This is a genomic window from Hungatella sp. SB206 (genome assembly GCF_051132295.1).
Classification (GTDB): Bacteria; Bacillota; Clostridia; order Lachnospirales; family Lachnospiraceae; genus Hungatella; species Hungatella effluvii.
The window spans coordinates 1,802,922-1,817,355 of record NZ_CP096603.1; the positions used below are offsets into that span (position 1 = coordinate 1,802,922).

Consider the following 14,434-nt stretch of genomic DNA (forward strand, 5'->3'; position numbering starts at 1 on the left):
GGCGGGGGAAACTATTATGGCAGCAAACCAGACAGCAATAAAAACCAAACGATATAAGAAGCGGGACTATCAGGCATTTCTCTACCTGATGCCCTGGATTTTGGGAATGCTTATCCTTCAGATTTATCCGTTTTTATGTTCTTTCTATTATTCATTTACCAATTATCAGGTCAGCTCCAGTCCAATCTGGAGCGGCCTGGATAATTACAGCTATCTATTTACCAGGGACACCGAGTTCTGGAATTCGGTGAAGGTAACTGTGGTCTATACCCTGTATACCGTACCCGGCAAGCTGGTGATGGCCCTGGCGGTCGCTGTATTTTTAAATCGCAATATCAAGGGGATTAACCTGATCCGGACGCTCTACTACATACCGTCGCTGTTTGGCGGAAGCGTGGCAGTCTCTGTCCTGTGGAAGGCGCTTTTCATCGACAACGGCGTGATCAACGCCCTGCTTACAGGCTTAAGTCTGCCGGCCATCCAGTTCTGGGGCGATCCGAGATATGCACTAAAGACCATCTGCGCCCTGGAAATCTGGCAGTTCGGTTCCTCCATGGTGATGTTTCTCGCTGCCTTAAAGCAGGTTCCCACGTCGCTTTACGAGGCCGCCTCCATCGATGGAGCGGGAAAGCTTCAGAGTTTCTTCCGGATCACGCTTCCCCAGATCACTCCGATCATATTTTTTAACCTGATTATGCAGACGATTCAGGCGCTGCAGAACTTCACCTCCGCCTTTGTCATCACCAAGGGCGGCCCGGTGAAATCCACGTATGTGCTGGGTATGAAGCTGTACAAGGAGGGCTTTTCCTATTTTAAAATGGGGTATGCCTCCGCCATTTCCTGGGCGATCTTTGTCATGATCGTGGCAGTTACCATGTTGTTGTTCCGATCCTCGTCTGTCTGGGTTCACTATGACGACGAGGGAAGTTTCTGATGGAAGAGGGATGAATATGAATAGAAAAACGACGAAAAAGACTGTGAATACCATATTGTCCTATCTTGTAATTGCGGTGATCGGACTGGTGCTGCTGTATCCGATTCTCTGGATGTTTTTTGCGGCATTCAAGACCAACGATGAAATATTTGGCTCCACGAAACTGCTGGCCACCCATTACAGCTTTCAGAATTTTATAGACGGTTGGAGAGGAAGCGGCACCATGACATACGCCGTCTATTTCTGGAATACATTCCGGCTGGTGATTCCGGTCACTCTGCTGACGCTGGTGTCCAGCACCCTTGTGGCCTACGGCTTTGCCAGATTCAATTTTCCATTCAAGAAGGCGCTGTTTTCCCTTCTGATTGCGACGCTGATGCTTCCCAATGCGGTCATTATTATTCCGCGTTACACGCTGTTTGCCAAATTTGGCTGGATTGATACGTATATCCCCTTTTACGCACTGGCGGCTCTGGCCTGCTATCCGTTTTTTATCTTCATGCTGGTGCAGTTTTTACGCGGAATCCCGCGGGATCTGGATGAGTCGGCCTACATAGACGGATGCGGCACATTCCGCACGCTGATGCAGATTATCCTGCCCCTCATGAAGCCGTCCCTGTTTTCTGCGGCATTATTCCAGTTCATGTGGACGTACAACGACTACTTCAATTCCCTGATTTTTATCAATTCAGGGAAGAAATATACCGTATCCCTGGCGCTCCGCTTATCCCTGGATTCCGAATCCGTGATCAACTGGGGCAAAATCATGGCCACCTCCTTCATAGTCGTACTGCCCCTGATCCTCCTGTTCTTCATGGCGCAGAAATACTTTGTCGAAGGCATTGCCACCAGCGGATTAAAGGGTTAAAACCGTCCAAGTAAAAGGAGAGTATACATACTATGAAGAAACCAGGATTTAACCCATATCTTCCATCATGGGAATACGTACCGGATGGCGAGCCGCACGTCTTTGGCGACCGCGTTTACGTCTACGGCTCCCATGACCATTTTAACGGATACGTCTACTGTCCCGGCGATTACGTCTGCTGGTCGGCCCCTGTCTGCGACCTGACGGACTGGACCTGTGAGGGAGTGATCTACAAACGGACTGACGACCCGGAAAACGGCGACGGTGAAATGTGTCTCTACGCCCCGGACGTCACACAAGGCCCGGACGGAAGGTACTATCTTTATTACGTACTGGACCGTCTCCCCATAGTCTCGGCGGCAGTCTGTGACACGCCTGCCGGAACCTATCGGTTTTACGGATACGTTCACTACCCGGACGGCACACTTCTGGGAAAACGCCCCGGTGACCAGCCTCAGTTTGATCCGGGAGTCCTGACAGAAGGAGAGACCACCTGGCTTTACACCGGATTCTGCAGGAAAAATGATCCGTCACGCATCGGTTCCATGGTATGTGCCTTGGAGCCTGACATGGTCACAGTCAAAGAGGGGCCGGACTTCCTGATCCCCGACGCCTTCCACAGCCAGGGGACCGGCTTTGAAGGCCATGAGTTCTTCGAGGCTTCCTCCATCAGAAAGCGGAACGGTCTTTATTACCTGATCTATTCCTCGATCCTGGGTCACGAACTCTGCTATGCTGTCAGCCGATTCCCCAACCGCGATTTCACATACGGCGGTGTAATCGTGAGCAACAACGATTCCTATATCAGTACCTATAAGCCTGCAGAACGTCCCATGTACTACGGCGGCAATAATCACGGAAGCATCGTAGAAATTCAGGACCAGTGGTACGTCTTTTACCACCGTCACACCAACGGAACCAATTTCTCCAGACAGGGCTGTATAGAACCGATCACATTCCGCGGCGACGGCTCCATACCGCAGGCTGAGATGACCTCCTGCGGCCCCAACCAGGGCCCTCTCCCGGGAAACGGTACGTACCCGGCATACATCGCCTGCAACCTATACTGCCGGGCTGAGTCCGCCTTCACCGCCCTCCCCGGTGACTGGATGGACTGCCGCTTCCCCAAAATCACCCAGGACGGATGCGGCGGTTCCGAAGCACAGGGCTACATAGCCAACCTGCGGGACGGCGCCGCCGCAGGCTTTAAATATTTTTCCTGCGACGCCGTAAAACAAATTTCCGTAACCACCCGCGCCATGGGAAACGGAGCCCTTGAACTCTTAACATTCTGGGACGGAAATCCCCTCGGAGAAATCCCGGTAACCAGCTCCAACGAATGGAAAACCCACAAAGCCGATCTCCGAATCCCGGATGGAGTCCATGCGTTATACTTTCGGTACAGAGGGACAAAAAATATCAGTTTCCACTCGTTTACCCTCTCCGCAGGCCCAGGAGTGTAACTTTCCATCACTCCCCCTTGACAAATTCTCCACCCTATCGTATACTGCGGATAGCATCAATTAAAAAATAAAAACAGGAAAGAAGGCTCTGTCGGAAGATGATGACAAAATAATGACGAAGAAAAGGCTGAGAAACACTGAGGTAACAGGCATGCTCCCCCGCGTAAGTGCGGAGACGGTGCCATGTATTCTATGCCATTTCGTCCGGTCATCAGGGAAAATTCCGTACAGACATGAGTTTGTGCAGGCTTTGTTCTGCGCGCGTTTCCTCATACGTATAGAATCTTTAATCCCTTCCGGACGATTGGCCGGGAGGGATTTTTATGTTACAGATAAAACAATTGACAATAACGCATAAAAAGGATTTCAGAGTCATATTAAAGGATTTCAGCTTTGTGCTGAACCCCGGGGATAAGGTAGTTTTGATCGGGGAAGAGGGAAATGGAAAGAGCACCCTGTTAAAATGGATTTACGATCCCGAACTGATCGAAGGCTATGCGGAGGCACAGGGCGAACGGATCTGTACGGGAGAGCATCCGGGCTATCTGCCCCAGGAACTGCCAGCAGAGGAGAAAGAAAAGACAGTCTATGAATATTTTTGCGGGGAGGATGGCTTTGGGATGCAGACGCCCAGAGAGCTGACCCATCTGGCCGGACAGCTGAAGCTGCCCACGGATTTCTTCTACCGGGACCAGAAGATGAGCACGCTTTCCGGCGGTGAAAAGGTAAAAGCGCAGATGGCGCGGCTTCTCATGGCACAGCCCACCGTCCTGCTTCTGGATGAGCCGTCCAATGACATTGACATCGAGACGCTGGAATGGCTGGAAAAGCTGATTCTCGAAGCGGTACAGCCCGTGTTATTTATCTCCCACGATGAGACGCTGATTGAGCGGACCGCCAATGTGGTAATCCATATCGAACAGCTGAAGCGTAAAACGGAAAGCCGCTACAGCATAGCAAAAACCAGCTACCGCCAGTATGCGGCAAACCGTGCGGCGCAGCTGGCCAGTCAGGAACAGCAGGCGTTAAGTGAGCGCAGGGAAGAGAAGAAACGGCAGGAGAAATTCCGCAGAATCGAGCAGGCGGTGGATCACGATTTGAACAGCATAAGCCGTCAGAACCCACACGGCGGATACCTGCTGAAAAAGAAGATGAAAGCGGTGAAATCTCTGGAAAAGAGGTATGAACGGGAGGCTCTAGACAAAACGGAGATACCGGAGACTGAGGATGCGATCTTTTTTAAGCTGGGTGAAAAGGTAAAAATGCCCGCTGGAAAAACCGTTCTGGAATATTCCCTGGACCGGCTCCTTACGCCATCCTCGGGAGAAGAGGAACCGCGTCTTCTGGCGGAACATGTATTTCTGCGGATAAAAGGCGGAGAGCGGGTCTGTATTACCGGAAAAAACGGCGCTGGCAAGACGACGCTGCTGAAACAGATGATGGAGGAGCTTTTAAGCCGGACCGATATCCGGGCCTGCTATATGCCGCAGAATTATGAGGACCTTCTGGAGCTGGACCGTACGCCTGTGGAATTTCTGTCCGTGACCGGTGACAAGGAAGAGACGACACGCATCCGGACGTATCTGGGCTCGATGAAATACACCGTCGATGAAATGAATCATCCGATGTCGGAGCTGTCCGGCGGCCAGAAGGCAAAGGTACTTCTTCTGAAAATGAGCCTGTCAGGGGCCGATGTCCTGATCCTGGATGAACCGACGCGCAATTTCTCCCCGCTGTCGGGGCCGGTAATTCGAAAGATACTGCGCCAGTATCAGGGAGCCATATTAAGCACTTCTCATGACAGGAAATATATCGAAGAGGTCTGTACTGCCGTTTATCAGCTGACGCCGGAGGGACTTGTGAAGACGGACGGAGAGGGCGTGTAAGCTTCCTTTATTTGGGTCATCTCAGGAAAAGAGAGGTTCCTTGAACTGGAATTTCATGGTATACTGGGCTGGTAAAGACTGCCGCCCGAGCAGGCGGCCGAAGGGAGTTTATCATGAGCAGATTAAAACTTGGAATCCTGGGTAGTGGGTATCTGGGCGGAATTATTGCAGACGCGTGGAAAAACGGTTATTTGGACGAGTACGAGCTGGTGGGAATCGCGGGCCGCAGTGAGGAGAAGACGAAGTCTCTGGCGGAAAAAACAGGATGCAGGCCGTGCGCGGATGTGGACGAGCTTCTGGCGCTGAAACCGGATTACATAGCCGAGGCGGCCTCTGTTGCCGCGGTAAAAGGGATGGCCGTCAAGGCTCTTTGTGCAGGAACCAGCATCATTGTGCTGTCGATCGGTGCATTTGCGGACGCGGATTTCTATGAGGAAGTAAAGCGTACAGCCCTGGAGCATGGGACAAAGGTACATATTGCGTCCGGCGCGGTGGGCGGTTTTGATGTGCTTCGGACAGTTTCTCTGATGGGGGATGCGGTTTCCGGTATTGAGACGAGGAAGGGGCCGAAATCGCTGAAGAATACGCCTCTGTTTGAAGACCATTTGATGACAGACACAGAGGGCACAGAGGTATTCGCGGGCAATGCGAAGGAAGCGATCGCTCTTCTGCCGACCAAGGTCAATGTGGCAGTGGCGGCTTCTTTGGCTACAACAGGTCCGGAACACACGAAGGTAAATATTCACAGCATCCCCGGATTTGTGGGTGATGACCATAAGATTACGGCGGAGATTAAAGGGGTAAAAGCGGTCGTGGATATCTACTCCGACACCAGTGCGATCGCGGGCTGGAGTGTCGTGGCCGTTCTTCGCAATCTGGTATCACCGATCGTATTTTAACGAAATAAGGAGGATGAGGATATGTTTAAGAAATTAGTGGCCATCGAGCCGGTAAGCCTGGTGGGAGAGGCGGAAAAAGAACTGCATCAGTATGCGGAGAATGTCATTATGTACGATGACGTGCCGGCGGATGATGATGAAATTATCAGGAGAATCGGAGATGCGGATGGCGTCTTGCTCAGCTATACATCAAAAATCAACAGCTATGTATTTGAACATTGTCCCGCTGTCCGTTATGTGGGCATGTGCTGCAGCCTGTATTCCAAAGAGAGCGCCAACGTGGACATCGCCTGGGCGGAGGAGCACGGCGTTACCGTGAAAGGAATCCGGGACTATGGCGACAGAGGAGTCGTGGAATACGTGATCTGCGAGCTGGTGCGCTTTCTTCATGGCTATGACCGCCCTATGTGGAGGGAGATGCCGGTGGAGATCGCGGGACTCAAGGTCGGCATGGTGGGAATGGGCGTGTCCGGTGGAATGATCGCCGAGGCCATGAAATTTATGGGCGCCGAGGTTTCCTATTACAGCAGGAGCAGAAAGCCGGCTTACGACGCAGAGGGCATGGTATACCGTCCGCTTACCGAGCTGCTGGAGCAGTCCGAGGTGGTATTTGCCTGCTTAAATAAGAACGTGATTCTCATGCACGAGGAGGAATTCAAAGCGCTGGGCGATGGAAAGATCCTGTTCAACACATCCATCGGGCCTGCCTTTGAAGCGGAAGATTTAAAGAACTGGCTGGATAGTGGAGATAACTACTTTGCCTGTGATACGGCCGGAGCCATCGGCGATCCGACGGGAGCGCTTTTAAACCATCCGAGAGTATTCTGCGTCAACTATTCCGCAGGCAGGACGAAACAGGCATTCGGCCTTCTGAGTGAAAAGGTGCTGGATAATATCAAAGAGTATATGGTGGACGGAACAAGACCTGTAAGCTGTGGCAGTGACGGGCAGTGAACGGTAGCTGATTGGCAGGATTGTGATATAAAAGGGCGGAAATGAAATAGTTATTTATGGGAATTTAAACTATAATGATAATTACAGAAACAAAGCGGAGATGGATAGACTTCCATTTCGTCAGGACGAAGGACTGTTTTTGCAAATACTTCATTATTAAAAGGGGCGGATACTTTGGTATTTGCCTCTAAACCCCGTTTTGGTATTTTGAGTTAAAGTAAAGGCAGGCATTCCGCCTGTCTTTTTTATGCGCTTTTTATGTATAATTTTTCTGATAAAAACTGAGAATGGAAGTAATTGCCGGAAAACTGATTAGAGCGTCGATTCCCCCGGGGATAAAATCCCCGAAAAGTATTGTAGAAAAATGCGCATTAAGGTATAATGAACCCAATACGCTAAGGAATGAATTCCCGCTTTGGGCGGGGATTGTGAACTTTGAACGCGGTAAGATAGTAAGAAATAACGAACGAATTATTATACAGGAGGACCATAACCCATGACCAGGAGTAAACTGCGTGAGCACTGCTTTAAGATGCTTTTCTGTGCCGATTTTTATCCGGCAGAAGAAAAAGAGGAGCAGATAGAACGGTATTTTGACGAGCCGAAGGAAGATGAGACGACTCCGGAAGGGGTAGATGAGATTATTCATGATGTAGAGATGAGTCCGGAAGATGAAAGCTATTTAAAAGCCAAGACGGAAGCCGTTATGCGGAAGATTCCGGAGCTGGATGAGAAGATCGATGCTGTGGCCGAAGGATGGAAGACGAAGAGAATGGGCAAGGCGGAGCTGACGATTCTGCGCCTTGCGTTATATGAGATTTTATACGACGAAGAGGTACCGGAAAAGGTAGCGATCAATGAGGCGGTAGAACTGGCGAAACGGTTCGGCGGGAATGAATCCCCGGCGTTTATCAACGGAGTTCTGGCGAAAATGGTGTAATGGCCTATGGCGAGTGTATATTCCGTTTCACAGGTCAATGCTTATATTAAGAATATGTTTGCCCAGGATTTTGCATTGAACCGCATATCCATTAAGGGCGAGGTGTCCAACTGTAAGTATCATACGTCCGGCCATATTTATTTTACCCTGAAGGACAGGGGCGCGGCGATTGCGTGTGTGATGTTTGCCGGTCAGCGGAAAGGGCTTACGTTTAAGCTGGAGGAAGGCCAGAAGGTGATTGCAAAGGGCAGCGTCGAGGTCTATGAGCGGGATGGCCGTTACCAGCTTTACGCTCAGGAGATTACAAAGGAGGGCGTCGGAGATTTATTCGAACGGTTCCAGAAGCTGAGGGACGAGCTTGAGGAGATGGGGATGTTTTCTCCGGAGTACAAGCAGCCCATCCCGCGCTACGCCAGGACGGTCGGGATCATAACAGCCCCGACAGGCGCGGCGATCCGGGACATTATGAACATTTCCGCACGAAGGAATCCGTATGTTCAGCTCTATCTCTATCCGGCCCTTGTTCAGGGCGAGAACGCAAAATTCAGCATTGTAAAGGGAATCGAGACGCTGGACCGCCTGGGACTGGATGTGATCATCGTGGGAAGAGGCGGCGGCTCCATCGAGGATTTGTGGGCGTTTAATGAGGAAATCGTGGCGCGCGCCATCTTTGCCTGTAAGACGCCTGTGATCTCGGCGGTGGGACATGAGACCGATGTGACGATCGCAGATTATGTGGCGGATATGAGAGCGCCGACACCGTCCGCGGCGGCGGAACTGGCGGTGTTCGATTACAGCCAGTTCGAAGGCCAGGTGGAATTATACCGGGACGCCCTGGGGAAATCCGTGGCCAGAAAATTAGAACGTTACCGCTATCAGACGGAGCAGTTCAGGCTCCGTTTTCAACTTTTTGATCCACGCCGTCAGGTGAGGGAAAACAGGCAGCGGGCGGCCGATCTGGAAGAGAAGCTGAAAAACAGGATGGCTTCCCAGATTGTGACAGACAGGAACCGTGCCGTGGAGGCGGAAAGCCGCTTAAGGCAGCTCATCGAAAAGCAGGCGGTTAGGGACAGGCATCGCCTGGAGCTTATGAGCAGCAGGCTGGATGGACTGTCTCCTCTCAAGAAGATCGGCGGCGGCTACGGTTTTTTGACCAATGATAAGAACCGACGGATTGAGTCGGTGGAACAGGTGAAAAAAGGAGATCTTATTCAGATGAGAATCCGCGATGGACGGATCGATGCTGTGGTTTCCGGCACTGCGGCTGCGGAGCTTGGGACCAGATGACAGAAGACAGCGGACAGTAAGGAGGCAGATGCGAATGGCTGCAAAGAAAGAGAAAAGTGTTGAGGAGACCTTTCAGGAGCTGGAGGAGATTATTCGTAAGCTGGAAAGCGGCGAAAGCTCTCTGGAGGAATCTTTTAAATATTATGAGGCAGGAATGAAGCTTGTGAAATCCTGCAATGAAAAGATAGACAAAGTAGAGAAACAGATTATTGTCCTGGAGGAAGATGGTGAAAGTCATGAACTTTAATGAGATGCTGGAGACCAGAACGAGGGAAGTGGAAGCGGTGGTGGAGCGTTATCTGCCGGCCGCGGACGGATACCAGAAGACCGTTCTCGATGCCATGAATTACAGCGTGCGCGCCGGCGGCAAGAGGCTGCGCCCCATGCTGATGGAGGAGACATACCGGTTGTTTGGCGGCAGCCAGGAGGTGGTCGAACCGTTTATGGCGGCCATCGAGATGATCCATACCTCATCCCTGATTCACGACGATCTTCCCTGCATGGATAACGACGAACTCCGGAGAGGACTTCCGACCACATGGGTGAAGTACGGATACGACATGGCGGTTCTTGCTGGCGACAGCCTGCTCATTTACGCGGTGGAGACTGCGGCAAAGGCATTTGCCATGACGCAGGATCCGGCGGTCGTGGGCCGCTGCATCGGAATTTTGGCGCAGAAAACAGGAATCTATGGCATGATAGGTGGGCAGACTGTGGATGTGGAGCTGACCAATAAACCCATTCCCCATGAAAAGCTGGACTTCATCTACCATTTGAAGACAGGGGCTCTCTTAGAGGCCTCCATGATGATCGGCGCGCTGCTTGGCGGCGCTGACGAGGAGGAGACCCGGCTGGTGGAACAGATGGCCGCGGCCATCGGCGTTGCATTTCAGATTCAGGATGATATCCTGGATGTGACCAGCAGTATGGAAGTGCTGGGAAAGCCGGTACTCAGCGATGAAAAGAACAATAAAACCACTTATGTGACCCTGGAGGGGCTCGAGAAGGCAAAACAGGACGTGGCCCGGATTTCCGACGACGCTGTCCGAATCCTTCATGAACTGCCAGGGGAAAACGAATTCCTGGAGGCATTGATCCACATGCTGGTGAGCCGGGAAAAGTAAAAGGATCTGGTTAAATTATGATACTGGAATTAATCAATGGCCCGGAGGATATCAAGAAACTGACGGGGAAAGAACTGGATATACTGAGACAGGAGATACGGGACTTTCTGATCGGTAAGATCAGCAGGACCGGAGGGCACTTAGCTTCCAATCTGGGAGTTGTGGAGCTGACCATGGCTATTTATCTCGTGTTTGATCTGCCGAAGGATAAGATCATCTGGGATGTGGGACACCAGTCGTATACCCATAAGATATTAAGCGGCAGAAAGGGTGAATTTGACGATTTGCGGCAGTACGGCGGGATGAGCGGCTTCCCGAAACGGAAGGAGAGCCCCTGCGACGCCTTTGATACAGGTCACAGTTCTACTTCTATTTCGGCAGGACTCGGTCTTGCACAGGCCAGGGATGTTTCCGGACAGGACCATTTCGTCGTGTCTGTGATCGGCGACGGTGCATTAACCGGCGGTATGGCCTACGAGGCGCTGAATAACGCTGCCCGCATGAAGAAGAATTTCATCATTATATTAAATGACAACAACATGTCCATTTCCGAGAATGTCGGGGGAATGTCCCGGTATTTAAACGGAATCCGGACTGGCGACGGATACCTGGATCTGAAGAAATATGTGACAAATGTCCTTTCCAGAATCCCGGTAATCGGAGATGAACTGATTGACAAGATCAGCCGTACGAAAAACGGCATCAAGCAGCTCCTGATTCCGGGAATGCTGTTTGAAAACATGGGAATCACGTATCTGGGACCGGTGGACGGCCATGATGTCAAGGCCCTGGCCAGAGCGCTCAAAGAGGCGAAGAAGCTGGACCACGCGGTTCTCGTCCATGTTATCACGAAAAAGGGAAAAGGCTATGAGCCTGCGGAAAAGAATCCGTCCAGATTCCATGGTGTGGAACCATTTGACGTGCTCACAGGGGAATCAAAAAAAGAGAAAAAGAATCCCAGCTATACGGATGTATTTTCCAAGACGATTTGTCATCTGGCGGAAAAGGATCCAAAGATCACAGCGGTGACGGCAGCGATGCCGGACGGAACCGGACTCAAGCGCTTCAGCCGTCTTTATCCGGACAGGTTCTTCGATGTAGGAATCGCGGAGGAGCACGCGGTGACTTCCGCGGCTGGGATGGCCGCCGGCGGTTTGAAGCCGGTGGTGGCGGTCTACTCATCCTTTTTACAGAGAGGCTTCGATCAGATTCTGCATGATGTCTGTATCCAGAATCTGCCGGTGGTATTTGCCGTGGACCGCGCCGGACTGGTCGGCAGCGACGGCGAGACCCATCAGGGAATCTTTGATTTATCCTTCTTATCGGCAATCCCGAACATGAGCATCTTCGCCCCAAAGAATTTATGGGAGCTGAAGGCGGGACTGGAATTTGCCGTGTCCTTCGGTGGGCCGTTTGCCATTCGCTATCCGAGGGGAGAGGCCTACAGAGGCTTGAAGGAATTTAACACGCCTGTCGAATACGGCAGGGGCGAGATGCTGTACGAGGAAAAGGACATTGCTCTTCTGGCCGTGGGCAGCATGGTGAGTACGGGAGAGCATGTCCGGGAGAAGCTAAAGTCAGAGGGCTGGAGCTGTACGCTGGCCAACGGCCGGTTTGTCAAGCCGTTTGACGAGGAGCTGGTGGACCGCCTTGCGAAAAACCACTGGCTGATCGTCACCATGGAGGAGAATGTCCTTCAGGGCGGCTACGGCCTCATGGTCACCCGGTATATCCACGAGCACTATCCGCACGTGAAGGTGATGAATATCGCCATTCCTGACGGCTATGTGGAGCACGGCAATGTTTCGCTTCTGAGAAAAGGTCTGGGCATCGACAGTGACTCCGTGATCTGGAGGATGAAGAAGGAATATCTCGATACCGAGCGTCAGAATATGGAATGGAAGACTATCAATACAGAGGAAAAGAAGGCATGAAAGAACGATTAGATGTGCTTTTAGTGAAACGGAATTTAGCGGAATCCAGGGAGAAGGCGAAGGCTGTGATCATGTCCGGCATCGTCTATGTGGAAGGCCAGAAGGAAGATAAGGCCGGAACCACCTTCGATGAGTCCGCGAATATTGAAGTGCGGGGCCATACTTTAAAATATGTGAGCCGCGGAGGCCTGAAGCTGGAGAAGGCCATGAGCCATTTCGGCGTCATGCTGGAGGGAAAGACCTGTATGGACGTAGGCTCTTCCACCGGTGGATTTACCGACTGCATGCTTCAGAACGGGGCTGTAAGGGTCTATGCCGTGGATGTCGGACACGGCCAGCTGGCCTGGAAGCTTCGGAACGACGAGCGGGTAGTCTGCATGGAAAAGACGAATATCCGCTACGTGACGCCGGACGAGATCCCGGAAAAGATCGATTTCTCATCCATCGACGTGTCCTTTATCTCCCTGACGAAGGTGCTGGAGCCTGTGAAGAAGCTTTTGAAGGAAGACGGCGAGATCGTCTGCCTCATTAAGCCGCAGTTTGAGGCAGGCCGTGAGAAGGTTGGGAAAAAAGGGGTGGTACGTGAGAAGAGCGTACATCTGGAAGTGATTGAGATGGTGATCGCCTATGCGGTTTCCATTGGCTTTGAGGTGCTTCATTTAGAATACTCTCCGATCAAGGGGCCGGAGGGCAATATTGAATATCTCCTTTATTTGAAGAACCATCCGGAAGGAGAGCATTTTCCCGACGTGCCGGTGGCACCGAAGGAAATTGTGGAAGCCGCGCATCAGGAACTGAGCGAGGGAAAATAAGGAGAGGTTATGAAAGAGTTCTTTATCATCATGAATCCCGAGAAACAGGGAGCGAAGGAGACGGCGCAGGTGATCCGCGATTATCTGACCAGTCATGGCGCTTCCTGTCTGATCGGGAAGGGGGACGGCAGACGGGGCGGGGATTACCATTATACGGACGCTTCCATGGTGCCGCCGGAGACGGAATGCATCATCACGCTCGGCGGGGACGGAACCCTGATTCAGGCGGCCAGGGACTTAGCGGGCAGAAATATTCCCATGCTGGGAATCAACCGCGGCACCCTGGGTTACTTAACGCAGATTTCCAGGACTGAGGAGATCGATACGGCTCTGGATGCCCTTCTGGCAGACGAGTATCATCTGGAAGAACGAATGATGCTAAACGGGCGGGCCTACAGCAGTACAGGCCGTCTGTATGAGGATATCGCGCTGAACGAGATCGTTATCACGAGAAACGAACGGTTGAAGATGCTTCATTTTCGGGTTTATGTCAACCATGAATTCTTAAATGAGTACCGGGCGGATGGGCTGATCGCAGCCACCCCCACGGGATCTACCGCGTACAATCTGTCTGCCGGGGGACCGATCATAGTTCCGGATTCCACGCTGATGGTCTTAACGCCCATCTGTTCCCACGCATTAAATGCCAGGAGCATCGTCATGTCCGCTGACGCGCGGATACGGATTGAAATACTTGGCGACCCGGGAACGAGCCAGGCTGCCGTCTACGACGGGGACACGGCCGCGGAGCTGCATTCCGGGGATTACATCGAGATACACCGGTCGGAGACGAAGACCGTTCTTATAAAATTAAAGGATGTATCATTTCTTGACAACCTGCGCAATAAAATGGCTGGCATATAGGAGGGCACATTATGAAACTGGAAAGACACAGCAAAATTGTGGAACTCATCGGGAAATATGAGATTGAGACCCAGGAGGAACTGGCGGAATACTTAAACCAGGCCGGATTTGCCGTGACTCAGGCGACGGTATCGAGAGATATCAGGGAGCTGAAGCTGACAAAGGTTCAGTCGGAGTCCGGAAAGCAGCGGTACGTGGTGCTTCAGAACCAGACCTCCTTTTCTGACAAGTACATCAGAATTCTGCGTGACGGGTACATGTCCATGGACATGGCGCAGAACATTCTCGTCATCAAGACTGTTTCGGGCATGGCCATGGCCGTGGCGGCTGCCCTGGACGCTCTTCATTTTAGTGAAATTGTAGGCTGTATTGCCGGGGATGATACGATCATGTGCGCAGTGCGCAGCGCGGACGATACCATTCTGGTGATGGACAAACTGAAAAAACTCATCGCAGGATAAAGGAGGCG

General features: G+C 51.8%; 14 protein-coding genes. All 14 read left to right on the forward strand.

The annotated features are described in order from the left end of the window. Positions 1 to 16: 16 nt before the first annotated feature. The 14 genes from M1L66_RS07860 to argR all read left to right on the forward strand — a co-directional run bounded on the left by M1L66_RS07860 (position 17) and on the right by argR (position 14,426). Positions 17 to 934, forward strand: coding sequence for a carbohydrate ABC transporter permease (locus tag M1L66_RS07860; protein WP_187022285.1), 918 nt, complete (start codon positions 17 to 19; stop codon positions 932 to 934). A gap of 16 nt (positions 935 to 950) precedes the next feature. Next, positions 951 to 1,802 (forward strand): carbohydrate ABC transporter permease, encoded by an 852-nt coding sequence (locus M1L66_RS07865; RefSeq protein WP_434692028.1) that lies wholly within the window; start codon positions 951 to 953, stop codon positions 1,800 to 1,802. Positions 1,803 to 1,834: 32 nt separating this feature from the next. Continuing rightward, a complete protein-coding gene (locus M1L66_RS07870) occupies positions 1,835 to 3,265 on the forward strand; it encodes a family 43 glycosylhydrolase (protein ID WP_434692029.1) in 1,431 nt (476 codons plus the stop codon). Between the two features lie 323 nt (positions 3,266 to 3,588). Continuing rightward, entirely contained in the window at positions 3,589 to 5,151 is a 1,563-nt protein-coding gene (locus M1L66_RS07875; protein ID WP_434692032.1) for an ATP-binding cassette domain-containing protein, read from the forward strand. 113 nt (positions 5,152 to 5,264) lie between these two features. Further along, positions 5,265 to 6,050, forward strand: coding sequence for an aspartate dehydrogenase domain-containing protein (locus M1L66_RS07880; protein WP_434692035.1), 786 nt, complete (start codon positions 5,265 to 5,267; stop codon positions 6,048 to 6,050). A gap of 21 nt (positions 6,051 to 6,071) precedes the next feature. Beyond that, the gene (locus M1L66_RS07885; RefSeq protein ID WP_434692038.1) at positions 6,072 to 7,004 is read left to right on the forward strand and encodes an NAD(P)-dependent oxidoreductase; all 933 of its coding nucleotides are present in this window, start codon (positions 6,072 to 6,074) and stop codon (positions 7,002 to 7,004) included. 496 nt (positions 7,005 to 7,500) lie between these two features. Beyond that, positions 7,501 to 7,944, forward strand: coding sequence for a transcription antitermination factor NusB (gene nusB / locus M1L66_RS07890; protein WP_187022279.1), 444 nt, complete (start codon positions 7,501 to 7,503; stop codon positions 7,942 to 7,944). Positions 7,945 to 7,950: 6 nt separating this feature from the next. Beyond that, a complete protein-coding gene (gene xseA / locus M1L66_RS07895; RefSeq protein ID WP_187022278.1) occupies positions 7,951 to 9,231 on the forward strand; it encodes an exodeoxyribonuclease VII large subunit in 1,281 nt (426 codons plus the stop codon). A 34-nt stretch (positions 9,232 to 9,265) separates the two neighbouring features. After that, positions 9,266 to 9,478: an exodeoxyribonuclease VII small subunit gene (gene xseB / locus M1L66_RS07900; protein WP_002601005.1), complete on the forward strand. Its 213-nt coding sequence runs from the start codon at positions 9,266 to 9,268 to the stop codon at positions 9,476 to 9,478. Next, positions 9,468 to 10,355, forward strand: a complete 888-nt coding sequence (locus M1L66_RS07905) for a polyprenyl synthetase family protein (RefSeq protein ID WP_434692041.1) — start codon at positions 9,468 to 9,470, stop codon at positions 10,353 to 10,355. Before xseB ends, M1L66_RS07905 begins: the two co-directional genes overlap by 11 nt. Before the next feature lie 17 nt (positions 10,356 to 10,372). Then, positions 10,373 to 12,289 carry a 1-deoxy-D-xylulose-5-phosphate synthase gene (dxs, locus tag M1L66_RS07910; RefSeq protein WP_434692043.1) on the forward strand — a complete coding sequence of 639 codons (1,917 nt, stop codon included), beginning with the start codon at positions 10,373 to 10,375 and terminating at the stop codon, positions 12,287 to 12,289. After that, positions 12,286 to 13,101 carry a TlyA family RNA methyltransferase gene (locus M1L66_RS07915; RefSeq protein WP_434692045.1) on the forward strand — a complete coding sequence of 272 codons (816 nt, stop codon included), beginning with the start codon at positions 12,286 to 12,288 and terminating at the stop codon, positions 13,099 to 13,101. Before dxs ends, M1L66_RS07915 begins: the two co-directional genes overlap by 4 nt. 9 nt (positions 13,102 to 13,110) lie before the next feature. After that, positions 13,111 to 13,965 carry an NAD(+)/NADH kinase gene (locus M1L66_RS07920; protein WP_110321435.1) on the forward strand — a complete coding sequence of 285 codons (855 nt, stop codon included), beginning with the start codon at positions 13,111 to 13,113 and terminating at the stop codon, positions 13,963 to 13,965. A gap of 11 nt (positions 13,966 to 13,976) precedes the next feature. Further along, entirely contained in the window at positions 13,977 to 14,426 is a 450-nt protein-coding gene (argR, locus tag M1L66_RS07925; RefSeq protein ID WP_055656502.1) for an arginine repressor, read from the forward strand. Positions 14,427 to 14,434 lie beyond the last annotated feature (8 nt).

What these genes read in the sequence shown, in the direction of transcription:
- M1L66_RS07860 (WP_187022285.1), top strand. Translation starts at nt 17, where the DNA reads ATGGCAGCAAACCAGACAGCAATAAAAACCAAACGATATAAGAAGCGG.
- M1L66_RS07865 (WP_434692028.1), top strand. Translation starts at nt 951, where the DNA reads ATGAATAGAAAAACGACGAAAAAGACTGTGAATACCATATTGTCCTAT.
- M1L66_RS07870 (WP_434692029.1), top strand. Translation starts at nt 1,835, where the DNA reads ATGAAGAAACCAGGATTTAACCCATATCTTCCATCATGGGAATACGTA.
- M1L66_RS07875 (WP_434692032.1), top strand. Translation starts at nt 3,589, where the DNA reads ATGTTACAGATAAAACAATTGACAATAACGCATAAAAAGGATTTCAGA.
- M1L66_RS07880 (WP_434692035.1), top strand. Translation starts at nt 5,265, where the DNA reads ATGAGCAGATTAAAACTTGGAATCCTGGGTAGTGGGTATCTGGGCGGA.
- M1L66_RS07885 (WP_434692038.1), top strand. Translation starts at nt 6,072, where the DNA reads ATGTTTAAGAAATTAGTGGCCATCGAGCCGGTAAGCCTGGTGGGAGAG.
- nusB (WP_187022279.1), top strand. Translation starts at nt 7,501, where the DNA reads ATGACCAGGAGTAAACTGCGTGAGCACTGCTTTAAGATGCTTTTCTGT.
- xseA (WP_187022278.1), top strand. Translation starts at nt 7,951, where the DNA reads ATGGCGAGTGTATATTCCGTTTCACAGGTCAATGCTTATATTAAGAAT.
- xseB (WP_002601005.1), top strand. Translation starts at nt 9,266, where the DNA reads ATGGCTGCAAAGAAAGAGAAAAGTGTTGAGGAGACCTTTCAGGAGCTG.
- M1L66_RS07905 (WP_434692041.1), top strand. Translation starts at nt 9,468, where the DNA reads ATGAACTTTAATGAGATGCTGGAGACCAGAACGAGGGAAGTGGAAGCG.
- dxs (WP_434692043.1), top strand. Translation starts at nt 10,373, where the DNA reads ATGATACTGGAATTAATCAATGGCCCGGAGGATATCAAGAAACTGACG.
- M1L66_RS07915 (WP_434692045.1), top strand. Translation starts at nt 12,286, where the DNA reads ATGAAAGAACGATTAGATGTGCTTTTAGTGAAACGGAATTTAGCGGAA.
- M1L66_RS07920 (WP_110321435.1), top strand. Translation starts at nt 13,111, where the DNA reads ATGAAAGAGTTCTTTATCATCATGAATCCCGAGAAACAGGGAGCGAAG.
- argR (WP_055656502.1), top strand. Translation starts at nt 13,977, where the DNA reads ATGAAACTGGAAAGACACAGCAAAATTGTGGAACTCATCGGGAAATAT.